The sequence below is a fragment of the Streptomyces sp. LaPpAH-108 genome (assembly GCF_000373625.1).
Taxonomy (GTDB): Bacteria; Actinomycetota; Actinomycetes; order Streptomycetales; family Streptomycetaceae; genus Streptomyces.
In genome coordinates this window covers 138,581-162,366 of record NZ_KB891995.1, presented here as the reverse complement: position 1 = coordinate 162,366, position 23,786 = coordinate 138,581, and the positions used below count along the sequence as shown (strand labels likewise).

Below are 23,786 nucleotides of genomic sequence, written 5' to 3'. Positions count from 1 at the left end.
CGTCCCAAGGGTATGTTTCACGTGAAACACACTCTCCGGGACTGAAGGACACGTTTCACGTGAAACCGATCGATCCCCGCCTCCTGCGCTATGCGGGCGCCACGCGTCTCTTCCTGGTGGCGGTCGTCGTCCTGGGCGGACTCGGCGCCGGGCTGGTCATCGCCCAGGCGATGCTCATCGCCGAAGTCGTGGTGGGCGCCTTCCAGCAGGGCAAGACCGCTTCCGAGCTGGTCACCCCCCTCGGGCTGCTGGTCGCCGTCGCCTGCGGGCGGGCGCTGGTCTCCTGGCTCACCGAGTTGGCGGCCCACCGGGCCAGTGCGGCGGTGAAGTCGGAGCTGCGGGAGCGGCTGGTCGAGCGGGCCGCCACGCTCGGTCCTGGGTGGCTGAGCGGCCAGCGCACCGGTTCGCTGGTCACGCTGGCCACGCGCGGGGTCGACGCCCTTGACGACTACTTCTCGCGCTACCTCCCGCAGCTGGGGCTCGCGGTGGTCGTGCCCGTGGCCGTCCTGGCGCGGATCGTCACCGAGGACTGGGTGTCGGCGGCGATCATCGTCGGCACCCTTCCGCTCATCCCGATCTTCATGATGCTGATCGGCTGGGCCACCCAGTACCGGATGGACCGGCAGTGGGGGCTGCTGTCCCGGCTCTCCGGGCACTTCCTGGACGTGGTGGCGGGACTGCCCACGCTGAAGGTCTTCAACCGGGCCAAGGCGCAGGCCGAGTCCATCCGCAAGATCACCGGCGAATACCGCCAGGCCACCATGCGGACCCTGCGGATCGCCTTCATCTCGTCCTTCGCGCTGGAACTGCTGGCCACGCTCTCGGTCGCCCTGGTCGCCGTGACCATCGGCATGCGCCTGGTGCACGGCAGCATGGACCTGTACATCGGCCTGGTCATCCTGGTGCTGGCGCCCGAGGCGTATCTCCCGCTGCGCCAGGTCGGCGCCCAGTACCATGCGGCGGCCGAGGGCCTGGCGGCGGCGGAGGAGATCTTCGCCGTGCTGGAGACCCCCGTCCCGGCGTCCGGCACCGGCCGGGTGCCCGAGGGCGCGCTCTCCTTCGACTCCGTGACCGTCCGCTACCCGGGCCGCTCGACGGACGCCGTGGCCGACGTGTCCTTCGCCGTCGAACCCGGGGAGACCGTCGCGCTGGTCGGCCCCAGCGGCGCGGGCAAGACCACCCTGCTCAACGTCCTGCTCGGCTTCGTACGCCCCACCGCGGGCCAGGTACGGATCGGCGGGGCGGATCTCGCGGACCTCGATCTCGAACAGTGGCGCTCACGCATCGCCTGGGTGCCGCAGCGGCCGCACATCTACGCGGGCACCATCACCGAGAACGTCCGGCTGGCCCGCCCCGACGCCGACGACGCGGCCGTACGCCAGGCCCTCGCGGACGCGGGCGCCCTGGACTTCGTCGACGCGCTGCCCGCGGGTGCCGAGACCGTGCTGGGTGAGGACGGCGCGGGACTGTCCGCCGGTCAGCGCCAGCGGCTCGCGCTCGCCCGCGCCTTCCTCGCGGACCGGCCCGTCCTGCTCCTGGACGAGCCCACGGCCGCCCTGGACGGCGCCACGGAGGCGGACGTCGTGGCGGCGGTCCGGCGGCTCGCCGTCGGCCGCACGGTCCTCCTGGTCGTGCACCGGCCCGCGCTGCTGGAGGCGGCCGACCGGGTGGTCCGGCTGGAGACCCCGGTCGCGCTCGCCGACGGCGCCCCCACCATGGCCGCGGTGACCGCCCCCGACCTGGCGGCCACCGCGCTCGACGCCCATGTCCCCGAGCCCGCCGCGCCCGCCATCACCCTCGCGGACCTGCCGGACAGCGGCCCGCTCGACGAGGACGGCGTCCCGGTCCCGCCCGCGACGGCGAGCGGCAGCCGTCCGCGCCATGTCCTGGCCCGGGTCCGCGCGCTGGCCGCGCCCCGCTACGGCCGTCTCGCCTTCGCCCTGATCCTCGGCAGCCTGGCGCTCGGCTGCGCGGTCGGCCTGATGGCGACCTCCGGCTGGCTGATCTCGCGGGCCTCGCAGGAACCGCCGGTGCTCTATCTGCTGGTGGCCGTGACCGCGACCCGGTTCTTCGGCATCGGACGGGCCGTCTTCCGCTACACCGAGCGGCTGGTCTCGCATGACGCCGTGCTGCGGATGCTCGCCGACACCCGGGTCGCCGTCTACCGGCGTCTGGAGCGGCTGGCGCCCGCCGGGCTGCGCACCACCCGGCGCGGCGACCTGCTCAGCCGACTGGTCAGCGACGTGGACGCCTTCCAGGACTACTGGCTGCGCTGGCTGATGCCCACCGGCGTCGCGGTCGTCGTCTCCGCCGCCTCGGTCGGCTTCACGGCCTGGCTGCTGCCCGAGGCCGGGGCCGTCCTGGCCGCGGGCCTGCTCCTCGCGGGCGTCGGGGTGCCCCTGATCACCGCCTCGGTCGCCCGGCGCACCGAGCGCCGCCTCGCTCCCGCGCGGGGCGAGCTGTCGACCCGTGTGACCGACGTGCTCACCGGCACCGCCGAGCTGACCGTGGCCGGTGCGCTGCCCGCCCGTACGGACGCGGCCCGGCGCGCGGACGGCACGCTCACGAGGATCGCCTCGCGCGCGGCCGGGATCACCGCCCTCGGCGACGGTCTCACCGCGCTGATCTGCGGGCTCACCGTCGCCGCCGCCGCGCTGGTCGGCGCCGGCGGGGTCGCCTCGGGCCGTCTGCACGGTGTCGCGATGGCCGTCGTCGTCCTCACCCCGCTGGCCGCCTTCGAGGCCGTCCTCGGGCTGCCGCTCGCCGCGCGCTACCGCCAGCGGGTGCGGCGCAGCGCGGAACGCGTGTACGAGGTCCTGGACGCCCCGGTGCCCGTGCGCGAGCCGGAGGAGCCCCGGCAGGCGCCCGCCTCGCCGTTCCCGGTCGTCGTGCGCGACCTCAGCGCCCGGTACGAGGGACAGCACGGCGACGCGCTCGCGGGAGTCGACCTCACGCTGGAGCAGGGCCGCCGGATCGCCGTGGTCGGTCCTTCCGGCTCGGGCAAGACCACGCTCGCCCAGGTGCTGCTGCGCTTCCTCGATCCGCGCGCGGGCGGCTACACGCTGGCCGGGGTCGCGGCGGACGAGCTGGACGGCGACGACGTGCGCAGGCTGGTCGGGCTGTGCGCCCAGGACGCCCACCTCTTCGACAGCACCGTGCGGGAGAACCTGCTCCTTGCCCGCAAGGACGCGAGCGACGCCGATCTGCGCGAGGTCCTGCTGCGGGCCCGGCTGCTCGACTGGGTGGACGAGCTGCCCGAGGGCCTGGACACGCTGGTCGGCGAGCACGGCGCCCGGCTCTCCGGGGGCCAGCGGCAGCGACTCGCACTGGCGCGGGCGCTGCTCGCGGACTTCCCGGTGCTGGTGCTCGACGAGCCCGCCGAGCACCTGGACCTGCCGACCGCCGACGCGCTCACGGCCGACCTGCTGGCCGCCACCGAGGGCCGGACCACGCTGCTGATCACGCACCGGCTCGCCGGTCTCGACGCGGTGGACGAAGTCCTCGTGCTGGACGCGGGCCGCATCGTGCAGCGCGGTCCGTACGCGGAGCTGGTCTCCGCCGACGGCCCGCTGCGCGCGATGGCGCGGCGCGAGGCCGAGACGGAGACACTGGTGGTGGCGCGCTAGGGGACGCTCAGAGGCGGTCGGCGAGCAGCCGCTCGATCACGACCGCCACGCCGTCCTCGGTGTTGGCGACGGTACGGCCGGTGGCCGCGGCGAGGACGTCCGGGTGGGCGTTGCCCATCGCGTACGAGCGTCCGGCCCAGGTCAGCATCTCCAGGTCGTTGGGCATGTCACCGAAGGCGACGACCTCCTCGGGCGCGATGCCGCGCTCGGCGCAGCACAGCGCGAGGGTGCTGGCCTTGGAGACCCCGGCGCCGCTCAGTTCCAGGAGGGCGCTGGGGCTGGAGCGGGTGACGTTGGCGTGGCCGCCGATCGCGATGCGGGCCGTGGTGAGGAACGCGTCCGGGTCCAGCTCCGGGTGGTAGGCGAGGATCTTGAGGACGGGCTGGTCGGCGTCCGGGCCGTCCGGCGCGAGCAGTTCCTCGGCGGGCAGCAGGTTGTCCGGTATCTCCATGTGCAGCTTGGGATACGCGGGCTCCTGGTGGAAGCCGTAGGTCTGCTCGACGGCGAACACGGTGCCCGGGGCCGCCTCGCGCAGCAGGCCCACCGCGTCGAGCGCCCGCTGCCGGGCCAGCTCGCGCACCGTGACGAACCGGTGGGCGCCGGGGCCGCCGTGCAGGTCGACCACGGCGGCGCCGTTGCCGCAGATCGCGAGGCCGTGGCCGTGGACGTGATCGGCGACCACGTCCATCCAGCGGGCCGGGCGGCCGGTGACGAAGAAGACCTCCACCCCCGCCTCCTCGGCCGCGGCGAGCGCGGCGACGGTCCGCGCGGAGACCGTCTTGTCGTCGTGCAGCAGGGTGCCGTCGAGGTCGGTGGCGATCAGCCGGGGCGGCGGGCCTACGGTGCCTCCTTGTCCGAGCGGGGCCGGGAACGCGGGGGGTACCGGGGGCGTCCCCGGCTGTCTGGTCGCTGAGGTCACCCGGCCATTCTCGCGCATATGCGCGCACGGTCGTGCGGGACTCCGCACATATGAGGCGTGGTTGGGGTCGGAACGGGTCACATCCGGCCATGGCCGGGGCTTGCGCGATGGCCTCCGGGGGGGGGGCGCCTGTGGCAGCGGGGCGCGCACCGGCGTGGGCCGCGCGGGACCGTCCGCCATCTGGTGCCGAGGACGGCCGGGGCTGGCCGGAGACGGCCAGGAACGCCCACTCGGCCGCGCCCGCTCACCCCGCCCCCCAGCCCACCCCCGTCAGCCCAGCTGTGCCGCCGCCTCCATCGCGATCCGCTCGAAGACCTTCTGGTCGGCGGCGAAGTCGGAGTCCGGGATCGGCCAGTGGATCACGATCTCGTCGAAGCCCAGTTCCTTGTGGCGGCCCGCGAAGTCCACGAACGCGTCCAGCGACTGGAGCGGCCCGGTGCGGTCGGGGGTGAAGCCGGTGAGCAGGATCTTGTCCAGCTCGGCCGCGTCCCGGCCGGCCTCCGCGCACGCCTCGCCCAGCCTGGTCAGCTGGCCGCGCAGCGCCTCGACCGACTGCTCGGGGGTGCCGTTCTCGTACAGCTTCGGGTCGCCCGTGGTCACCCACGCCTGCCCGTACCGGGCGGCCAGGCGCAGGCCGCGCGGGCCGGTGGCCGCCACCGCGAAGGGCAGCCGGGGGCGCTGCACACAGCCCGGGATGTTGCGCGCCTCGACCGCCGAGTAGAAGCGGCCCTCCTCGGTGACCGCGCCCTCGCTGAGCAGCCGGTCGAGCAGCGCCACGAACTCCGCGAACCGGTCGGCGCGCTCACGCGGCGTCCACGGCTCCTGGCCGAGCGCGGTCGCGTCGAACCCGATGCCGCCCGCGCCGATACCGAGGGTGATCCGGCCGTCGGAGACGTCGTCCAGGGAGATGAGGTCCTTGGCGAGGGTCACCGGGTGCCGGAAGTTGGGGGAGGTGACGAGCGTGCCCAGACGCAGCCGCGAGGTCGTGGCCGCAGCCGCCGTCAGCGTGGGCACCGCGCCGAACCAGGGGCCGTCGCGGAAGGTGCGCCACGACAGGTGGTCGTAGGTGTACGCGGCGTGGAAGCCCAGGTCCTCCGCGCGCTGCCACGTGGCACGGCCGCCCTCGTTCCAGCGGTCGATGGGAAGGATCACGGTGCTCAGGCGCAGACTCATGGCGTCGAGCCTACGTGGCCGGTGAAGAGGGCCGGGCCGCTCACGAAGGCGCCCCCGCCCGGGGAGCCGCGCCCCTGTCAGCGCGCCTCGGTGAACCGCAGATACCGCGCCGGTACCGCCTCCGTCAGCCAGACGCCGTTCGCGCTGACGCGGAAGACGTGGCCGTCGCGGTGCATGACCGCCGCGTCCACCGCGAGGACGACGGGCCGGCCGCGCCGGGAGCCGACCCGGGTGGCCGTCTCGCGGTCGGCCGAGAGGTGGACGTCGTGACGGCTCATGGGCCGCAGCCCCTCCGCGCGGATCGCGTCCAGGGCGCGGGTGACGGTGCCGTGGTACAGGTACGGCGGCGGGGTGGCCGGGGGCAGCCCCAGGTCGACGTCCACGGTGTGGCCCTGGCTGGCGCGGATGCGGGTGCCCTCGACGGCGTAGCGCTTCTTGTCGTTGGCGGCCACGACATGGTCGAGTTCCGCGCGCGTGAACCGGAATCCGTGCGCGGCGGCGGCCGTCATCAGCGCGTCGATCTCGACCCAGCCGCCCGCGTCCAGCGTGAGTCCGATGCGCTCGGGCTGGTGGCGCAGATGCTTCGCGAGGTACTTCGACAGCTTTACGGTACGTCTGTCATCCATATTTCCTTACATTCTCTCTTTTCTGTTTCGTCTGTTCACCTGCTTTCTCGATTACCTGATGTACAGGAAGAGACGTAGGTCACGCACTCGATTTTCGCCAGGAGGTTTGATCCACAGCCAAGTTCAGTTATCCACAAAGAAGTTGGCGATCCTGTGGACAACTGACGCCCGTTTCACGACAGTTGGCTTGTTCTGCGCCACGGCGTCGAGAATCGCGCTCGCGGCCTTCTTCGGCGGCCAGTTGGCACCGGGTGCGGCGGAAGCGGTCGTAACTCCAATGTCGTGCACGGACAGTTCGGCGCGCAGGCGTTCCGAAAGATCGGTCGTGGCGGATCCGATGGTGACGATGTGGCCGCCCTGTCCGCGCTCCACCATGCGTGCCCCGAAGTGACGGCAACTGTGCAGTGTGCCGAACAAGTTGGCCTCCAGCGCCGCACGCCATGCGTCGGCGGGAGCGGTGAGCGGGGAGTCCGGGAGGTCGGTGCCCGCGGCGTTCACCAGCACGTCCACCACGCCGTTCTCGCTGTGCACGCGCGCGGCCAGTTTCTCCACGGCCTGTTCGTCGGAGACGTCCACCGACTCGGCCCATGCCTCCGACGCGCCCAGCAGCAGGGCGAGTTCGGCGGTGCGGGTGGCCGCCTCCGGGTCGCGGTCCACGGCCACCACGCGCGCGCCGGACTCCGCGAAGGCGAACGCCGTCGCCCGGCCGATGCCGTCGCCCGCACCGGTGATCAGCGCCAACTGCCCCGCGAAACGGGCGCCATGGCGGCCATCGGGTGCGGCGGCCGGTGCGCCTTCCTCTGCCGACTCCACGAATTCGGTGATCCACAGCGCCAGTTGGTCGGGCCGGGTGCGCGGAATCCAGTGCTTGGCCGGGAGTACGCGCCGCACCAGCCGGGGTACCCACTGCTCCAAGTCGTCGTAGAGGCGCGGGGAGAGGAACGCGTCGCCCTCGGGCGTGATCAGCTGCACCGGCACGTGCGCGTGGGCGTCCGGGCGCGGTTTACGCAGCCGGGTACGGACGTTGTCCCGGTAGAGCCAGGCGCCGTGGGCCGCGTCCGAGGGCAGCGAGGCGGTCGGGTAGCCGTCGGCCGGGACCTTCTCCGCGCGCTGGAGGATCGCGGGCCAGCGCTTGCCGAGCGGGCCGCGCCAGGCGAGTTCGGGCAGGACCGGGGTGTGCAGCAGGTACACGTACCAGGACTTGGCACCCTGGCCCAGGAGTTGGCCGATCCTGCGGGGGGTCGGGCGTTTCACGCGTGCGTTGATCCAGTGCCCGAAGTGGTCCAGGGACGGGCCCGACATGGAGGTGAAGGAGGCGATGCGGCCCCGGGTGCGGGCGACCGTGACGAACTCCCACGACTGGACCGATCCCCAGTCGTGGCCCACGAGATGGACCGGCCGGTCCGGGCTCACCGCGTCCACCACGGCCAGGAAGTCGTCGGTCAGCTTGGCCAGGGTGAAGCCGCCGCGCAGGGGTTTCGGCGCGGTCGAGCGGCCGTGGCCCCGGACGTCGTACAGCACCACGTGGAAGCGGCGGGCGAGCCGGGTGGCGACCTCCGACCAGACCTCCTTGCTGTCCGGGTAGCCGTGCACCAGCACCACCGTCGGCCGTGCGGGGTCGCCGAGTTCGGCCACGCACAGCTCGATCCCGCCGGTCCTGATCCGGCGCTCGCGCGCACCCTCCAGCATCACTTCTCCTCCGCCCAGCGCCGCACGTGCGGCAGATCGTCGTCCAGCCAGAAGGCGCTTTCCTCGGGGTCGCGCGAGTCCGTGACCACCAGGATCTCCTCGAACTTGGCGCCTGTGCCCCGGAATCCGAGGTGGGGCTCGACCGCCCACAGGCCCGGGTGCGGCGGGTGGTCGGAGAAGCGGTACGGCGACCACAGGGGTGACCAGCCCTCGCGGTGGCCGTGCAGCGCGTCGCTCAGCAGGCCCTTGAGGGACTGGGTGCCGAAGCCGAACACATGGGGTGCGAAACGGCGTTGGCGTACTCGGTCCACCTTGTGGGCGATCACGCCGAAGGGGTAGGCGCGGTGCCGGTTGGCGTATCCCTGACGGGTCATCAGGCGGTCCACGTCCGTGTAGATCTCGCGCAGCGGGCGCCGCTCGCGCACCTCGCGCAGGATCAGCTCGCGGTGTGCCTCCAGGTCGGTCATGAGGCGCCGTTGCAGTGGGTTGTCGCCGAGGGCGCCCGAGTAGCCGATGTCGGCCGTGTACCCCTCGAACACCGGGGCCAGATCCAGGATGAAGGGCATCCCGGGCTCCAGGGCGCGGTCGGTGGGGAAGAACTGGAGCGGTATCCGGAAACCGGTGAACGCGGTCCGGTCGCCGAACCAGGCGAAGGGCAGATGGAACCAGTCCCGCACCCCGCGCTCGCGCAGCCATCTCCGCTGCATCCGGGCCGCCTCACGCTCGGTCACGCCCGGCTCCAGCCGGGCCGCGACCGCCTCCGCGCACTCGTACGCGAGCCGCTGCACCCGCTGGAAGCCCCGCAAATCGGCGGAGAGTTCACTCACTGCACCCGTCATGCCGCCCGTCCCATCGACGCCACGCCCTCGTCACCCGACCCTGCTGAATCTCGCAGCTGTTAGAGGCGGCGTCAATAGGGGAGATCACCGAGCCAACTCCTAGGGGCCGGGCCCGTCGTACCCGCAGCCTCCGCTCCCACCGGCCCCCTTGAGCCCCGCCCCTCGATCCCCGAACCCGTCCCCCGCACGTTCCCCTAGGGCCCCGTACTACCCGAGGCTGACTTCAAGACGGCTCTGAGGTCTGACGACCGGCGTGGGGTGCGTCACTAGCGTCGGGGGTGTGACTGTGATCGCGACCGAGAGCTTGAGCAAGCGGTACCCACGGGTGACCGCTCTCGACCGGCTGTCCGTGGACATCGGACCCGGTGTGACCGGACTCGTCGGTGCCAACGGCGCCGGCAAGTCCACCCTGATCAAGATCCTGCTGGGGCTGTCCCCCGCCTCGGAGGGCCGTGCCACCGTGCTCGGCCTCGACGTGGCGACCGAGGGCGCCGCCATCCGGGAGCGGGTCGGGTACATGCCGGAGCACGACTGCCTCCCGCCCGACGTCTCGGCCACCGAGTTCGTCGTGCACATGGCCCGCATGTCCGGACTCCCGGCCGCCGCCGCGCGCGAGCGCACCGCGGACACCCTGCGCCATGTCGGCCTCTACGAGGAGCGCTACCGCCCCATCGGCGGCTACTCCACCGGCATGAAGCAGCGGGTCAAGCTCGCCCAGGCGCTGGTGCACGACCCCCGCCTGGTCTTCCTGGACGAGCCGACCAACGGCCTCGACCCGGTCGGCCGCGACGAGATGCTGGGCCTGATCCGCCGCGTCCACACGGACTTCGGCATCTCCGTCCTGGTCACCTCGCACCTGCTCGGCGAACTGGAGCGCACCTGCGACCACGTGGTTGTCGTCGACGGCGGCAAGCTGCTGCGGTCCAGCTCCACCACCGACTTCACCCAGACCACGACGACCCTCGCGATCGAGGTCACCGACAGCGACACCCACCCCGACGGAACCCGCGCCCTGCGCGAGGCGCTCGGCGCGCGCGGCCTCGACACCGAGGACGAGGGCGGCGGCCTGCCCGGCGCCGGACACATCGTCCTGGTGACCGCGAGCGGCGAGGAGACGTACGACCTGGTGCGCGACGTGGTCGCGGACCTCGGACTCGGCCTGGTGCGCATGGAACAGCGCAGGCACCGCATCTCCGAGGTGTTCACCACCGCCGACGCGCAGCGGAAGGAGGCCGCCGGCCATGGCGGTTGAGCACCCCCTCACAGAGTCGGCGGGTTCGCCCCCCGGCGACCAGTCCCGCATCCACGACATCGGCTACCGCGGCTACGACGGCCCCCGCCTCGGCCGCGCCTACGCCCGCCGCTCGCTCTACTCGCAGTCCCTGCGCGGCGCCTACGGACTTGGCCGCTCGGCCAAGTCCAAGGTGCTGCCGATGCTGCTGTTCGCGGTGATGTGCGTGCCCGCGGCCATCATGGTCGCCGTCGCGGTCGCCACCAAGGCGCACGAGCTGCCCGTCGACTACACCCGCTACGCCATCATCATGCAGGCCGTCATCAGCCTGTACGTGGCCTCGCAGGCACCCCAGTCCGTCTCGCGCGACCTGCGCTTCAAGACCGTGCCGCTGTACTTCTCGCGGCCGATCGAGACCGCCGACTACGTGCTCGCGAAGTTCGCGGCGCTCGCCTCCGCCCTCTTCGTCCTCACCGGCGCCCCGCTGCTCGTGCTCTACATCGGCGCGCTGCTCGCCAAGATGGGCTTCGCGCACCAGACGAAGGAATTCGCGCAGGGAATGGTCTCCGTGGCGCTGCTCTCCCTGCTGTTCGCCGGGATCGGCCTGGTCATCGCGGCCGTCACCCCGCGCCGGGGCTTCGGCATCGCCGCCGTGATCGCCGTCATGACCATCTCCTACGGCGCGGTCTCCACGCTCCAGGCCATCGCGGACGCCCAGGGCAGCACCGACGCCGTGCCGTGGATCGGGCTGTTCTCCCCGGTCACGCTGATCGACGGCGTGCAGTCCGCCTTCCTCGGCGGCACCTCCGCGTTCCCCGGCGGCACGGGTCCGTCCGGTGCCGAGGGCGCGGTGTACGTCCTGGTCGCCCTCGGGGTGATCGCCGCGAGCTACGGCCTGCTGCTGCGCCGCTACAAGAAGGTGAGCCTGTGACGACCCTCAGCATCGACCACGTCTCCCGCTGGTTCGGCAACGTGGTCGCCGTCAACGACATCACCATGACGATCGGCCCCGGCGTCACCGGTCTGCTCGGCCCCAACGGCGCCGGGAAGTCCACCCTCATCAACATGATGGGCGGCTTCCTCGCCCCCTCCACCGGCACGATCACCCTGGACGGCCGCCCGGTGTGGCGCAACGAGTCCGTCTACCGGGAGATCGGCGTCGTACCCGAGCGGGAGGCGATGTACGACTTCCTCACCGGGCGCGAGTTCGTCGTCGCCAACGCCGAACTGCACGGCCTCGGCGACAAGGAGGCGCAACGCGCCCTGGCCACGGTCGAGATGGAGTACGCGCAGGACCGCAAGATCTCCACGTACTCCAAGGGCATGCGGCAGCGCGTGAAGATGGCCTCCGCGCTCGTCCACGACCCCTCGCTGCTGCTGCTCGACGAGCCGTTCAACGGCATGGACCCGCGCCAGCGCATGCAGCTCATGGACCTGCTGCGCACCATGGGCGACGAGGGCCGCACCGTGCTGTTCTCCTCGCACATCCTGGAGGAGGTCGAACAGCTCGCCCGGCACATCGAGGTCGTCGTCGCCGGACGGCACGCGGCCAGCGGCGACTTCCGCAAGATCCGCCGTCTGATGACCGACCGCCCGCACCGCTACCTGGTGCGCTCCAGCGACGACCGGGCGCTGGCCGCCGCGCTGATCGCGGACGCGTCCACGGCCGGTATCGAGGTGGACACCTCCGAGGGCGCGCTGCTCGTCCAGGCCGTCGACTTCGGCCGCTTCACCACGCTGCTGCCGAAGGTCGCCCGCGATCTGGGCATCCGGCTGCACACGGTCTCGCCGTCGGACGAGTCCCTGGAGTCCGTGTTCTCGTATCTGGTCGCGGCGTAGGAGGCCGAAGATGTACGACCCCACCGTCGCCCGGCTCACCTACCGAGCCCTGCTCGGCCGCCGCCGGGCCCTCGTGCTCGGCGTGCTGCCGCTGCTGCTGATCGTCATCTCCGCGATCGTCCGCGCCCTGACCGGCGCCGACGACCAGGTGGCCGCCGACGTCCTCGGCGGGTTCGCGCTCGCCACCATGGTGCCCATCATCGGCGTCATCGCGGGCACCGGCGCCATCGGACCGGAGATCGACGACGGCTCCGTGGTCTATCTGCTGTCCAAGCCGCTCAAGCGGCCGGCGATCATCTTCACCAAGCTGATCGTCGCCATCGCGGTCACCATGGTGTTCTCCGCGGTCCCGACCCTGATCGCGGGCCTGATCCTGAACGGCAACGGCCAGAACATCGCCGTCGCCTACACGGTCGCCGCGCTCGTCTCGTCCATCGCCTACTCGGCGCTGTTCCTGCTGCTCGGCACGGTCTCGCGGCACGCGGTGGTCTTCGGGCTCGTCTACGCGCTGGTCTGGGAGGCGCTGTTCGGCTCCCTGGTGGCCGGTGCGCGCACCCTGAGCGTCCAGCAGTGGTCGCTCGCGGTCGCCCACAAGGTCGCGGGCGGGGACCTGGTCACCTCCGACGTGGGGCTGACGACGGCCACCGTGCTGCTGGTCGTGGTGACCGTCGCGGCCACCTGGTTCGCGGGGTGGAAGCTGCGGTCGCTGACGCTGGCGGGCGAGGAGTAAGGCGAGGAACCCTGCGGAACAAGAGGAAGGCCCCGGCACTTTGACGGGGCCTTCACTCGTTCCCCGGCACACTGGAAGCACGCGGAGACACGGGCGCGGAGGTGCGCGGATGACCGAGCGGACACCGGACGACGAGCCGGGACGGGACGGCCCCGGCGCGTGGGACGACGTGGTCCTCGACGAGGAGTTCATACGGGACGCGGACGCCGTCGAGCCCTCCGCCCGGGCCCGGATGCTCGCCGCCCGCTGGCGCGCGGAGCGGCCCGAGCCGCAGCCGTGGCGCTCGGACGAGCCGCCCGCGGGCTGGTTCTTCAGCCGGGCCCGTCGGCGCAGGTGGCGCCGCCGGTAGCGCCGTTAATTCGGTGGCGCCCCCGCTCGGCGCCGGGGCACAGTAGGGGTGCCCCATCCGCCGGGAACGTCCCGGCGCACCCGAACCGGGAGAGGAGCCGGACGATGCCTCTGCACGGCAGTACGTCCGACTCCCGACAGGGTGGCCCGAGGCGGGCTCCGGTGTAGTTACCCACCGTCGAGCCCGCTCCGCACAAGGAGCCACCCGGGGCGGTCGCTTCGAGCACGCGAAGTCGCTCTCGCGTGGGCCGCCCACCCGGAGGATTGGCCGAGTGGCAAGGCACCGGCTTGCCGGGCCCTGTCGTCAGGCTCCCGCCTGCGGTGCGGCGCCATGCACGCACTGTCGCCGCACCGGGCCCAGACCCGCGTACACCCAGTACGAGGGTCCGGGCCCGGCACGCCGACAGCACGCACCTGACGCCGCACCGCCCGCCCTTCGGGCGGACGACGGGAGCCTGACGACAGGACCCGCCGTGGTCGGGTGTGAAAGCCCGCGCACGTTCGATCCGTGCATCCTCCGCATGACCGCACCCTGTCGGGCGGGACTGTTCAGGTCCCGCCCGGTGGGGTTCAGGCGTGCTCGGAGAGCAACCGTTCCAGGACGACCGCGATGCCGTCCTCGTCGTTGGAGGTCGTCACCTCGTCGGCCACCGCGCGGAGGTCCGCGTGGGCGTTGCCCATGGCGACGCCGTGGGCGGCCCAGGCGAACATCGGGATGTCGTTCGGCATGTCGCCGAAGGCGATCGTGTCGGCCGCCTTCATGCCCAGGCGGCGGGCCGCCAGGGAGAGGCCGGTGGCCTTGGACAGGCCGAGCGGCAGCAGCTCCACGATGCCCTCGCCCGCCATGACGACGGTGACGAAGCCGCCCGCGGCGCCCTGCGCGGCCTCGGCCAGCTCGTCGCTGCTCAGCCGGGGGTGCTGGATGTAGAGCTTGTTCAGCGGCGCGGCCCACAGGTCGGACACGTCGGTGAACGGCGTGCTCGGCAGGGCGCCGGTGACCGCGTAGCCGGGGCCGACCAGGACGTCGCCGTCCAGGCCGTCCCGGCTGGCGGCGATGTACAGCGGACCGACCTCCGCCTCGATCTTCGCCAGCGCCACGCCCGCCAGCTTCCGGTCCAGGGTGACCGAGGTCAGCAGGCGGTGCTGCCCCGCGTCGTAGACCTGGGCGCCCTGGCCGCAGACGGCCAGGCCCTCGTAGCCGAGGTCGTCCAGGATGTGCCGGGTCCAGGGGACGGCACGGCCGGTGACGACGATGTGCGCGGCCCCCGCCTCGGTGGCGGCGACCAGCGCCGCGCGGGTGCGCGGCGAGATGGTGTCGTCGCCGCGCAGCAGCGTGCCGTCGAGGTCGGTGGCGATCAGCCGGTAGGGGAGTCCGTCGCTCACTTGGCGGTCGGCTCCAGCACCGCACGGCCGCCGAGGTACGGGCGCAGCACCTCGGGGACGCGGACCGAGCCGTCGGCCTGCTGGTGGTTCTCCAGGATCGCCACGATGGTGCGCGGTACGGCGCACAGCGTGCCGTTGAGCGTGGCCAGCGGCTTGACCTGCTTGCCCTCGCGCATCCGGATCGACAGGCGGCGGGACTGGAACTCGGTGCAGTCCGAGGTCGAGGTCAGCTCGCGGTACTTGCCCTGGGTCGGGATCCACGCCTCGCAGTCGAACTTGCGGGCCGCGGAGGAGCCGAGGTCACCGGTGGCCACGTCGATCACGCGGAACGGCAGCTCGAGCGAGGTCAGCCACTGCTTCTCCCACTCCAGCAGGCGCTGGTGCTCGGCCTCGGAGTCCGCCGGGTCGACGTACGAGAACATCTCGACCTTGTCGAACTGGTGGACGCGGAAGATGCCCCGGGTGTCCTTGCCGTGCGAACCGGCCTCGCGGCGGAAGCACGGGGAGAAGCCCGCGTACCGCAGCGGCAGCTTGTCGGCGTCGATGATCTCGTCCATGTGGTACGCGGCGAGCGCCACCTCGGAGGTGCCGACCAGGTAGAGGTCGTCCTTGTCCAGGTGGTACACGTCCTGCGCGGCCTGGCCGAGGAAGCCGGTGCCCGCCATGGACTGGGGGCGCACCAGCGCGGGGGTGAGCATCGGGGTGAAGCCCGCGGCGGTGGCCTGCGCCATGGCCGCGTTCACCAGGGCCAGCTCCAGGAGGGCGCCGACGCCGGTGAGGAAGTAGAAGCGGGAGCCGGAGACCTTGGCGCCGCGCTCGGTGTCGATCGCGCCGAGCAGCTGGCCCAGCTCCAGGTGGTCCTTGGGCGCGAAGCCCTCGGCGCCGAAGTCACGGATCGTGCCGTGCGTCTCCAGCGTGACGAAGTCCTCCTCGCCGCCGACGGGCACGCCGGGGTGGACGAGGTTGCCGAGCCGGAGCAGCAGCTCCTGGGTCTCGGTGTCGGCCGCGTCGCGCTCGGCGTCGGCGGCCTTCACGTCCGCCTTCAGCTGCTCGGCGCGCTTGAGCAGTTCGGCCTTCTCCTCGGGAGCGGCCTTGGGGATCAGCTTGCCGAGCTGCTTCTGCTCGGCGCGCAGCTCGTCGAAGCGGACGCCGGAGGACCTGCGCCGCTCGTCGGCAGAGAGGAGGGAGTCGACGAGCGCGACATCCTCTCCACGGGCGCGCTGGGACGCGCGCACACGGTCGGGGTCCTCACGAAGCAGGCGAAGGTCAATCACGGGGCCAAGGCTACCGGTGCGGGGGGACGGGCCGGGAATCACTTCCCGGTTCCGCTCCGCAAAGATCGTCCGGAGTACCCCGGGTTGCCCGGACTCCCTTGTGGCGGGCGGTACTTGGCGGATGGCCTTGTCCACAGGAATCCACACCGCGAACCAAGTTATCCACAGGCTGTGCGAAAGGGCTGTGGATTTTGGAATTGATCACTCCGGAACGGGGTGTGGGTTCGAAGAATTACCGGTTCAAACGTGCATCACGCCCCCTTTCGGGCGTAGATAGGTCGCCTCAAAAGGTGAATCGAAGGAAACGGGTAGACGAAAACCGATCTGCATAAGGATGGCTGATCTTGGACCGGCTGGGGCGATTTGTCGACCGTAGGGTCCGTTGTTGTCGACTTGTCCCCAGGTCGAGAAGCTGACCTGTGGATAACTTCTGTGGACAACGCGGAGGCGGCTAGAACCGGCCGTCCTGGCAGCCCGCCACCCAGTCGGCCGCGGCCAGGAACTCCTGGTCCGACGTGCCCGGCGGGGTCGGCCTGGCTTCCCCGGGCCTGATGTCCGCGCGCGGATAGGAACCGAGGAAACGCACCTGGAGGCAGATCCGCTTCAGGCCCATCAGTGCCTCGGCCATGCGCCGGTCGGAGATGTGCCCCTCGGCGTCGATGCAGAAACAGTAATTCCCGATACCTGCCCCGGTCGGACGCGACTGGAGCAGCATCAGGTTGATCCCTCGGCCCGCGAACTCACCCAGAAGGTCGCGCAGGGCGCCCGGGTGGTCGTCCCGCTGCCAGAGCACCACCGAGGTCTTGTCGGCGCCGGTCGGCGCGGCGGGCCGGGCGGGGCGGCCGACCAGCACGAACCTGGTCTGCGCGTTCTCCGCGTCGTGGATGTTTGTCTCCAGCGGGACCAGGCCGTACCGGGCCGCCGCGAACTCGCCCGCGAAGGCCGCGTCGTACCGGCCCTCCTGGACCAGCCGGGCGCCGTCCGCGTTCGAGGCGGCGGACTCCCAGAGGGCGTCCGGGAGGTGGGTGCGCAGCCAGTTGCGGACCTGCGGCTGGGCGGCCGGGTGGGCGGTGACCGTCTTGATGTCGGCCAGCTGCGTGCCGGGGCGCACCAGCAGCGCGAAGGTGATCGAAAGCAGCACCTCGCGGTAGATCATCAGCGGGTGCCCGGCGACCAGCTCGTCCAGGGTGGTGGTGATGCCGCCCTCGACGGAGTTCTCGATCGGCACGAAGGCCGCCTCGGCCTCGCCGTTGCGCACCGCGTCCAGCGCGGACTGGACCGACACATAGGGGATCAGCTCACGGGTGGCCGCCTCCGGAAGCGTGCGCAGGGCGACTTCGGTGAAGGTGCCTTCGGGACCGAGATACGCATAGCTCGCTGGCATGACCTCACCCTAATGGCCGCGCGGGAAGCAGGCTCGGGCGTCTCACGACGGCCACTCGCACGGGTGGCCACGGTGTGCCAGGGCGCGGTGCCGCGAGTCGCCCCACGCTGCCCCGGACGCTCACCCCTCCAGCAGCCGCTGCCCCACGTACTCGCCCTTCGCCGCCCCGCCCGGCACCGCGAACAGGCCGCTCGACTCGTGCCGCAGATATGCGGAGAGCGCGTCCCCCCGGTCGAGCTTGCGCTGCACCGGGACGAAGCCGCGCAGCGGGTCCGCCTGCCAGCAGATGAAGAGCAGCCCGGCGTCGGGGGTGCCGTCCGCGTCGAAGCCGTCGTGGAAGGAGAAGGGCCGCCGCAGCATGGCCGCGCCGCCGTTGCGGTCGGGCCGGGTGATCCTCGCGTGCGCGTTGAGCGGCACCAGGTACGCGCCGTGGGCGTCGGTCTTCTCCAGGTCCATCGGCGTGGTCTCGTCGCCCCCGGACAGCGGGGCGCCGTTGGACTTGCGGCGCCCGATGACCGCCTCCTGGGCGGTGAGCGACAGCTTCTCCCAGTCGTCGAGCAGCATCCGGATGCGCCGGACGACCGCGTAGGAGCCGTTCGCCATCCAGGCGGGCTGTCCCGAGGCGGGCACGAAGATCCGCTTCTCGAAGTCGGGCTCGGCGGGTTTGGGATTGCGGGTGCCGTCGATCTGGCCCATGAGGTTGCGGGCCGTCATGGGGTGCGCGGTGGCGCCGGGTGAGCGGTTGAAGCCGTTCATCTGCCAGCGGATACGGGCCGCACTGCCCGCCTCCCTCTGGAGGGCGCGCAGGGCGTGGAAGGCGACCAGGGAGTCGTTCGCGCCGATCTGCACCCACAGATCGCCGTCGCTGCGGGACTTGTCGAGCTGGTCGGAGGAGAAGGCGGGCAGCGGGTCCAGCGCGGTCGGCCGCTGCTTCTCCAGGCCGGTGCGGGCGAAGAAGGAGTGCCCGAAGCCGAAGGTGACGGTCAGCGAGGCGGGCCCGGAGTCGCGGGCCACATCGGTGTCGTCGTGCGGTGCGGGCTCGCCCGCCATCAGCCGCTCGGCCGTCACCGACCAGCGGCGCAGCAAGGCCGCGGCCTCCTTGCGGCCCGCGCCGGGCGCCAGGTCGAAGGCGATGAGATGCCCGCGCGCCTGGAGCCCGTCGGTGATTCCGGGCTGATGTTTCACGTGGAACATCGCCCGGTCCGAGCCGAGGGCGGTGAGCGGAGCGGCGGGGGCGGGCGCGGCGGCGTACCCGACGGAGGCACCGGCCGCGCCGAGGACGAGACCGGTGGCCCCGGCGGTGCCGAGCAGGGTGCGCCGGGAGACCCCCCGGGCGCCGGACTGCTCCGGCGCCGGGGTCTCGGGGGTCTCACGGGTCTGGGGGACGGACGGGTCGGGCATGGTGCGGTCAGCCGATCTGCGCGTTCTTGGAGACGGTCGCCTGGTCGATGTCGGAGGTGCGCACGGTCACGGCGACCTTCCAGTCACCGGCTACAGGGATCTGCACTCCGGTGGCGCCCCAGTGGCCGCGCGTGATGTGTTCCGCCTTCACGGGGAGCGGGCCGATCTTCTTGGCCTCCTGGGTGAGGGCGATCTTCACCTCGGGGACGTCGAAGGGGCGCCCGTCGGGGTGCTGGACGTAGACATGCATCTCGTTGCCGCCGACGCGGGCGGGGTCGAGATCGATGCGGACCAGGCCCTTGCCGTTCGTGCCGCCGGTGTCGAAGGCCATGTCGAGCGTCAGCGCACCCGAGCTGTCGGAGGCCGAGGAACTGCTGGCGGCACCGCCCGCGGCCTTCGCCTCCTGCTCGGTGCGGCCCGGCTCGGTCTGGGTCAGCGCGGTGGTGACCGCGAGCAGGACGACGGCGACGGCCGCCTCCGCGAGCACCGAGCGGCGCAGCCCGGACCGGTTCGGATCGGCGTCCCGCAGCCGCTTGCGCCGGGCGTCCTCGACGGCACTGCGCTGCCGGGCGAGCTGCGCGGCCCGCTCGGCGCCGGCCGTGGTGGACGCGGTGCCTTCCGTGGCGTCCTTGTTCTGTACAGCCGCAGCGGCGGCGGGCACGGAAGCCTCCTCGGCCTCCGGCTCACCCTCCGCCTCGGCGGTCTCCCCCTCGGCCTCGGTCGCCGGGTGCTCCGCCAGCCGTCCCGTCCACCGCCGGGAGATTCCCGCCAGGGCGACCATGACGGCCACCAGGCCGATCTTCACCAGCAGCAGCTGGCCGTACCGGGTCTCGGTGAAGGCGGACCAGGAGCCGAGCTGGCGCCAGGACTGGTAGACGCCGGTGGCGACCAGGGCGAGCACCGAACCGAAGGCGAGCCGGGAGAAGCGGCGTACGGCGGACGCTTCGAGGGGGGTGTCCGCCGGTGCCCGGTAGAGGGCGACCAGCAGGGCGGTCAGCCCGCCGAGCCAGGCGGCGACGGCCAGCAGATGGACGATGTCGACCGGTATGGCGACGACCGGCTGGAGTCCGGTGGAGGCGTGCTCGGCCATGGCCCAGCTCGCCGCGAGCCCGGCCGCGACGACGACTCCGCCGATGGCGAGCCCGAAGCCGAGGTCCCGCTTCTCCTCGGCGTCCTCGGCAGCGGCGTTCGCCGCACCGGCAGCGTTCTGCTCACCGGCAGTGTTCTCCCCACCGGCAGTGTTCTCCCCACCGGCGGTGTCCTCCGCACCGGTGGCGCTCTCCTCGCCCTCGTCCCCCTTGGCGTACGCCCCGAAGAGCACCGCCACGAAGAGCGCGGCGGCGGCGAGCAGCAGCAGCCGGGAGACCAGCGCGGCCCCGGACTTGGTCTGGAGCACCTGACCGAGCAGCGCCAGGTCGAAGGCGTCCCCGAGCTTGCCCGAGGTGGTGTACGCGCCGCGCAGGAGCAGCAGCCACAGCGTGGCGCCGGTGAGCGCCACCCAGCCGCCGACCACCAGCCGCTGCAGCGCCCGTACGCCCGCGCCGCGCCGCCAGCAGGCCAGCACGAAGGCGGCGCCGCCGACCAGCACGATGTACCCGGCGTAGGACACGTACCGCCCGATCGCGTACAGCGTGCCGACCACGCCGCCGCCGACCGTGGCCGTGTCGGAGACGACGGTCTGGGAGGGCGCCCCGATGGAGAAGGTGTAGGCACCGGCGACGGGGTGGCTGTCGGCCGAGACGACCTGGTAGGTCACCGTGTAGGTGCCCTTGGCCAGGCCGCTCTTCAGCTGGACCGCGTAGGTGGTGCCGCTGACGTTGGCGGGCTTGCCCCGCTGGACGGGCTTGCCCTGGGGGTCGAGGACCCGCAGGGAGTCGTCGCCCATCGCGACCTGCTCGGAGAAGGTGAGCGACACCTGGGTGGGCGCCTTGTCGACCACCACGCCCTGGGCGGGGTCGCTGCCGGTCAGCGCGGCGTGCGCGGAGGCAGGCGCGGCGCCCGCGAACAGCACGGCGGTGACGGCGAGAAGCAGCAGCACCAGAGGGCGCAGCCGAGGGGTGATGGTCCGCGTCAAGGTGGTCCCTCCCTAGTGGCCGGTCGACGGGTTGTACGTGGCGGACCGCACCGGCATCTCGACGGTGAGCGGCTTGGAGTGGGCGAAGCCGAGCTTCAGCGTGATCGTCTGGCCCTCGCGCGGCTTGTGCTCGAGGTCCTCGAACATGAGGTGGTTCGCCCCGCTCCGGAACACCAGGCGGCCGTGGGCCGGGACGGCGAAGGAGGTCTTCTCCGTCATGGCGCCGCCGCTGGTGCTGTGCATGGTGACCTCACCGGCGAGGTCGCTGGTGACCGAGGTCAATTCGTCGGCGCCGTCGCCCTTGTTGGTGACGGTGAGGAATCCGGCGGCCATGTCGGACGAGACCGGCTGGGGCATGTAGGCGGCACCGGCGGACAGTTCGGGACGCCCGCCGGAGTCCGTGCCGCAGCCGGTGAGGGCGAGCGCCCCGGCGAGCGCGGCGAGGGCGGCGGGCAGCAGGGAACGCCTCACGGCTTCGCTCCCCGGACGAGCTGGGGCAGGTCCTTGGTGTAGTCGTCGACCGTGGCGTCCTCGCCGTAGAGGACGTAACCGCCGTTGGTCCTGGGGGAGAAGGCGATGACCTGGGTGCCGTGCACCGAGACGGGCTTGCCGTTCTTGTCCTTGGTGGTCGGCTCCACGGAGATGCCGAGGGTGCGGGCGCCCGCCTGGATGGTGGGGAAGTCGCCGGTGAGGCCGATGAAGCGGGGGTCGATCCCCTTGAGCCACTTGCCGAGTTCGGCCGGGGTGTCGCGGCCGGGGTCGGTGGTGACGAAGACGACGCGGAGCTTGTCCTGCTCGGCCTTGGGCAGCGCCTTCAGGGCGACGGCGATGTTGCTCATCGTCGTGGGGCACACGTCGGGGCAGTGGGTGTAGCCGAAGTAGACGAGGGTCGGGTGGCCCTTGGTCTCGGCGCGCAGGTCGTACTTCTTGCCGTGGGTGTCGGTGAGGACCAGGTCCGGCTTCTCGAAGGGCTGGTCGAGGACGGTGGCGGCCTTGCCGGAGTCGGTCTCCTCGGAGACCACCGAGACGGGCGACTTGGCGTCGTCACCGGAGCCGCAGGCGGTCAGGCCGAACGCGGTGGCGGCCAGCAGCGCGGCGGCGGCGAGGGTCTTGGTGCGCGAGGAGAAGGGCACCGAGGGGCGCGGGTAGGGCATGGAAGGCATAGAGAACTTCCCGGAAGTGAGGAATCCGCCGCGCACCGGGGCCGCGTGGGGCACGCGGCCCCGGTGCGCGCGGAGGGGTGGATCAGGCGGTGCGGCGGCGGCCCGCGAGGACGCCGTAGCCGACGCCCGCCGCGCCGACCACGATGCCGACGACGCCGAGGACGCGGGCGGTGGTGTCCGAGCCGCCGCTCTTGTCGGAGGCGGCGGCGGTCTGCTCGGTCTTGCCGTCACCCTTGTCGTCGGAGGCGGCACCGGCCGTGCCGGTGGCGGCGGCCTGGGTGCCGTGGTGGTCGTCGGTGGCGGCGGTCAGCTCCAGCGTCGGGGCCGGGTTCTCCGGCTCGTCCTCGCCCTTCTGCGGCACCTCGATCCAGCGGACGACCTCCTTGTTGGAGTACGTCTGCAGCGCCTTGAAGACGAGCTGGTCGGTGTCCTCCGGCAGCGCGCCGAGCGAGAGCGGGAACTTCTGGAAGTAGCCGGGCTGGATGCCCTTGCCGTCGGCGGTCCAGGTGACCTTGGTGACGGCCTCGTCGATCTTCTCGCCGTGCATGGTGAGCGGCTTGTCGAGCTTGGACTTGGTGACCTTCACCGTCCAGCCCGGCACCGGCTGCGGCATGACCGAGGCGATCGGGTGGTCGGCCGGGAGGTTCACCTCGAGCTTGGTGGTCGAGGCGTTGTCCCGCTCGTTGGGGACCTTGAAGTCGACGACCGCGTAGCCGCCCTTGGCCGCGGCGCCCTCGGGCTGCACGGTGACGTGCGCGAAGGCGGGGGCCGACAGGGCGAGGACGGCGGTGGCGGCGACGGCGCCGGCGGCGGCGATCCGGGTGGTGGTACGGGAAACCTGCATGGCAGAGCACTCCACTCTGAGCGAGATCCGATGACGTTGAGGGGGTGCGTGTGCGGTCGGTCCGACGCGCGCACGCGCGCGCCGCGTGACGGCGGCCCCTCTCCGTCCGGTGCCGGTGGGCCGGTTCCCGGGGAGCGGTGGTCGCGTCGCGTCAGGCGGCGAGGCGGAACGCGGCGGCGGGCGGGCCGCGCCGGATCACGGAGTGCTGGAGCGCGGTGGTGCGCGGGACGGGCGGCTCGTCGCGGTCGGTGCGGCGGGCGCGCGGATCGGGCCCGGTGGCGGGCAGCAGCCCGGCGCACAGGGCACACACGAGCGCGAACGCCGCGCGCAGGGACCGTACGAGCGCGACCTCGGCGACGCCGTGGGCCGACAGCTCGATCAGCCGCAGCACGGCCAGGTCGCCCCGGCGCAGCAGCCAGCCGACGGCCACGGCCGCGAGGACGTGCCCGAGCAGCATCGGCAGCGAGGGCAGCGACGCGGCGGAGAAGCCGGTCACGTCGTGGGCGTGCGGGGCGGTGGCCGCCTGGGTGCCCAGGAGATGCCCGGAGGGGTCGATCAGATGCGCGTCGAGCAGCAGTTGATAGGCCCGGCCGGGGCTGAGCGTCGAAGGGGTGGAGCCGCACAGCAGGCGGGTGGCCCGCTCGACGAGCACGTCCTGGCTCGGGGCCGTAGCTCCCATGGACCCCATGGACCCCATGGACCCCATGCCGCTCATGTGCATGGACCTCATGGAGCCCATCGCATCCATGGCACCCGAGGACACGTGCTGCCCCAGGCCGAACAGCGTGTGCAGCGCGGTCTGGCCGAGTGCGAGGAGTCCGGCGATGGCGGGCAGCGAGCGGGCCCGTCCGGCGAGCGGCGCCATGAGCAGCAGCACGCCCGCGAACCCCGCGCCGAGCGTCCACAGCGGGACGGTCGCGCAGGAGGCCAGCGTGTGCCCGGCCGCGGCCAGCACGACACAGACCGCGGTGAACACCGCGGCCCGCAGAAGCCGGACCCGGGGTCCGGGGCGCGTCGTGCGCGGCTGGGGGGCAGTCATGGCGGGGCTCATCATCGCACTGCGCCCCCGGGGCCCGTACGCCAGGTGGCCGGATCCGGCACCGGGGCAAGGCCGTGCGGACCGGCCGGACACGCATGGGGCGCCCGGGGCCATACACCGATTCGTCCCCGTGCGCATCGACCCTATGGGCGACCTCACGCTCCGGAAGGGCTTACGCACGCGGAGCGGCGGCAATAGGTAACG

Annotated in this window: 20 protein-coding genes; 6 read left to right on the top strand and 14 right to left on the bottom strand. The window is 72.4% G+C overall.

The window, feature by feature from the left end; all coding sequences use genetic code 11:
- Nucleotides 1-59: 59 nt before the first annotated feature.
- The gene (gene cydD, locus B079_RS0119760) at nt 60-3,626 is read left to right on the top strand and encodes a thiol reductant ABC exporter subunit CydD (RefSeq protein WP_018547567.1); all 3,567 of its coding nucleotides are present in this window, start codon (nt 60-62) and stop codon (nt 3,624-3,626) included.
- Nucleotides 3,627-3,633: 7 nt separating this feature from the next.
- Here the strand turns inward: cydD and B079_RS0119755 are convergent, their stop codons facing one another.
- From B079_RS0119755 to B079_RS0119735, 5 genes are all read right to left on the bottom strand, one after another.
- Entirely contained in the window at nt 3,634-4,563 is a 930-nt protein-coding gene (locus B079_RS0119755; protein ID WP_018547566.1) for an HAD-IIB family hydrolase, read from the bottom strand.
- A gap of 252 nt (nt 4,564-4,815) precedes the next feature.
- Nucleotides 4,816-5,718, bottom strand: coding sequence for an LLM class flavin-dependent oxidoreductase (locus B079_RS0119750; protein WP_018547565.1), 903 nt, complete (start codon nt 5,716-5,718; stop codon nt 4,816-4,818).
- Between the two features lie 77 nt (nt 5,719-5,795).
- Nucleotides 5,796-6,344, bottom strand: coding sequence for an RNA 2'-phosphotransferase (locus tag B079_RS0119745; protein WP_018547564.1), 549 nt, complete (start codon nt 6,342-6,344; stop codon nt 5,796-5,798).
- 123 nt (nt 6,345-6,467) lie between these two features.
- The gene (locus tag B079_RS32375) at nt 6,468-8,033 is read right to left on the bottom strand and encodes an SDR family oxidoreductase (RefSeq protein ID WP_018547563.1); all 1,566 of its coding nucleotides are present in this window, start codon (nt 8,031-8,033) and stop codon (nt 6,468-6,470) included.
- Nucleotides 8,033-8,872 carry a M24 family metallopeptidase gene (locus B079_RS0119735; protein WP_026248865.1) on the bottom strand — a complete coding sequence of 280 codons (840 nt, stop codon included), beginning with the start codon at nt 8,870-8,872 and terminating at the stop codon, nt 8,033-8,035. The genes B079_RS32375 and B079_RS0119735 overlap by 1 nt, the downstream gene beginning before the upstream one ends.
- A gap of 286 nt (nt 8,873-9,158) precedes the next feature.
- Between B079_RS0119735 and B079_RS0119730 the strand changes: the two genes are divergently transcribed.
- From B079_RS0119730 to B079_RS0119710, 5 genes are all read left to right on the top strand, one after another.
- Nucleotides 9,159-10,124: an ABC transporter ATP-binding protein gene (locus B079_RS0119730; protein ID WP_018547561.1), complete on the top strand. Its 966-nt coding sequence runs from the start codon at nt 9,159-9,161 to the stop codon at nt 10,122-10,124.
- Complete coding sequence (locus B079_RS0119725) at nt 10,114-11,034, top strand: ABC transporter permease (RefSeq protein ID WP_018547560.1); 921 nt, start codon at nt 10,114-10,116, stop codon at nt 11,032-11,034. Before B079_RS0119730 ends, B079_RS0119725 begins: the two co-directional genes overlap by 11 nt.
- On the top strand, nt 11,031-11,942 hold the full coding sequence (locus tag B079_RS0119720) for an ABC transporter ATP-binding protein (RefSeq protein WP_018547559.1): 912 nt from the start codon (nt 11,031-11,033) through the stop codon (nt 11,940-11,942). Before B079_RS0119725 ends, B079_RS0119720 begins: the two co-directional genes overlap by 4 nt.
- A 10-nt stretch (nt 11,943-11,952) precedes the next feature.
- Nucleotides 11,953-12,672, top strand: a complete 720-nt coding sequence (locus B079_RS0119715; protein ID WP_018547558.1) for an ABC transporter permease — start codon at nt 11,953-11,955, stop codon at nt 12,670-12,672.
- 109 nt (nt 12,673-12,781) lie between these two features.
- Nucleotides 12,782-13,021, top strand: a complete 240-nt coding sequence (locus B079_RS0119710) for a hypothetical protein (protein WP_018547557.1) — start codon at nt 12,782-12,784, stop codon at nt 13,019-13,021.
- Nucleotides 13,022-13,590: 569 nt separating this feature from the next.
- Here the strand turns inward: B079_RS0119710 and B079_RS0119705 are convergent.
- From B079_RS0119705 to B079_RS0119665, 9 genes are all read right to left on the bottom strand, one after another.
- Nucleotides 13,591-14,403, bottom strand: coding sequence for an HAD family hydrolase (locus B079_RS0119705; protein ID WP_018547556.1), 813 nt, complete (start codon nt 14,401-14,403; stop codon nt 13,591-13,593).
- Nucleotides 14,400-15,677 (bottom strand): serine--tRNA ligase, encoded by a 1,278-nt coding sequence (gene serS / locus B079_RS0119700; protein ID WP_037801712.1) that lies wholly within the window; start codon nt 15,675-15,677, stop codon nt 14,400-14,402. The genes B079_RS0119705 and serS overlap by 4 nt, the downstream gene beginning before the upstream one ends.
- 451 nt (nt 15,678-16,128) lie before the next feature.
- Nucleotides 16,129-17,061, bottom strand: coding sequence for a prephenate dehydratase (gene pheA / locus B079_RS0119695; RefSeq protein WP_018547554.1), 933 nt, complete (start codon nt 17,059-17,061; stop codon nt 16,129-16,131).
- 120 nt (nt 17,062-17,181) lie between these two features.
- Nucleotides 17,182-18,462 carry an iron uptake transporter deferrochelatase/peroxidase subunit gene (gene efeB / locus B079_RS0119690; RefSeq protein WP_018547553.1) on the bottom strand — a complete coding sequence of 427 codons (1,281 nt, stop codon included), beginning with the start codon at nt 18,460-18,462 and terminating at the stop codon, nt 17,182-17,184.
- 7 nt (nt 18,463-18,469) lie between these two features.
- A complete protein-coding gene (locus B079_RS0119685; protein WP_018547552.1) occupies nt 18,470-20,536 on the bottom strand; it encodes a copper resistance CopC/CopD family protein in 2,067 nt (688 codons plus the stop codon).
- Between the two features lie 12 nt (nt 20,537-20,548).
- Nucleotides 20,549-21,007 carry a copper chaperone PCu(A)C gene (locus B079_RS0119680; protein WP_018547551.1) on the bottom strand — a complete coding sequence of 153 codons (459 nt, stop codon included), beginning with the start codon at nt 21,005-21,007 and terminating at the stop codon, nt 20,549-20,551.
- A complete protein-coding gene (locus B079_RS0119675) occupies nt 21,004-21,690 on the bottom strand; it encodes an SCO family protein (RefSeq protein WP_018547550.1) in 687 nt (228 codons plus the stop codon). Before B079_RS0119675 ends, B079_RS0119680 begins: the two co-directional genes overlap by 4 nt.
- Nucleotides 21,691-21,781: 91 nt before the next feature.
- A complete protein-coding gene (locus B079_RS0119670) occupies nt 21,782-22,543 on the bottom strand; it encodes a YcnI family protein (protein ID WP_018547549.1) in 762 nt (253 codons plus the stop codon).
- 151 nt (nt 22,544-22,694) lie between these two features.
- Nucleotides 22,695-23,582 (bottom strand): hypothetical protein, encoded by an 888-nt coding sequence (locus tag B079_RS0119665; protein ID WP_018547548.1) that lies wholly within the window; start codon nt 23,580-23,582, stop codon nt 22,695-22,697.
- Between the last annotated feature and the right edge of the window lie 204 nt (nt 23,583-23,786).

What these genes read in the sequence shown, in the direction of transcription:
- B079_RS0119755 (WP_018547566.1), bottom strand. Translation starts at nt 4,563, where the DNA reads ATGCGCGAGAATGGCCGGGTGACCTCAGCGACCAGACAGCCGGGGACG.
- B079_RS0119750 (WP_018547565.1), bottom strand. Translation starts at nt 5,718, where the DNA reads ATGAGTCTGCGCCTGAGCACCGTGATCCTTCCCATCGACCGCTGGAAC.
- B079_RS0119745 (WP_018547564.1), bottom strand. Translation starts at nt 6,344, where the DNA reads ATGGATGACAGACGTACCGTAAAGCTGTCGAAGTACCTCGCGAAGCAT.
- B079_RS32375 (WP_018547563.1), bottom strand. Translation starts at nt 8,033, where the DNA reads ATGCTGGAGGGTGCGCGCGAGCGCCGGATCAGGACCGGCGGGATCGAG.
- B079_RS0119735 (WP_026248865.1), bottom strand. Translation starts at nt 8,872, where the DNA reads ATGACGGGTGCAGTGAGTGAACTCTCCGCCGATTTGCGGGGCTTCCAG.
- B079_RS0119725 (WP_018547560.1), top strand. Translation starts at nt 10,114, where the DNA reads ATGGCGGTTGAGCACCCCCTCACAGAGTCGGCGGGTTCGCCCCCCGGC.
- B079_RS0119715 (WP_018547558.1), top strand. Translation starts at nt 11,953, where the DNA reads ATGTACGACCCCACCGTCGCCCGGCTCACCTACCGAGCCCTGCTCGGC.
- B079_RS0119710 (WP_018547557.1), top strand. Translation starts at nt 12,782, where the DNA reads ATGACCGAGCGGACACCGGACGACGAGCCGGGACGGGACGGCCCCGGC.
- pheA (WP_018547554.1), bottom strand. Translation starts at nt 17,061, where the DNA reads ATGCCAGCGAGCTATGCGTATCTCGGTCCCGAAGGCACCTTCACCGAA.
- efeB (WP_018547553.1), bottom strand. Translation starts at nt 18,462, where the DNA reads ATGCCCGACCCGTCCGTCCCCCAGACCCGTGAGACCCCCGAGACCCCG.
- B079_RS0119675 (WP_018547550.1), bottom strand. Translation starts at nt 21,690, where the DNA reads ATGCCCTACCCGCGCCCCTCGGTGCCCTTCTCCTCGCGCACCAAGACC.
- B079_RS0119670 (WP_018547549.1), bottom strand. Translation starts at nt 22,543, where the DNA reads ATGCAGGTTTCCCGTACCACCACCCGGATCGCCGCCGCCGGCGCCGTC.
- B079_RS0119665 (WP_018547548.1), bottom strand. Translation starts at nt 23,582, where the DNA reads ATGACTGCCCCCCAGCCGCGCACGACGCGCCCCGGACCCCGGGTCCGG.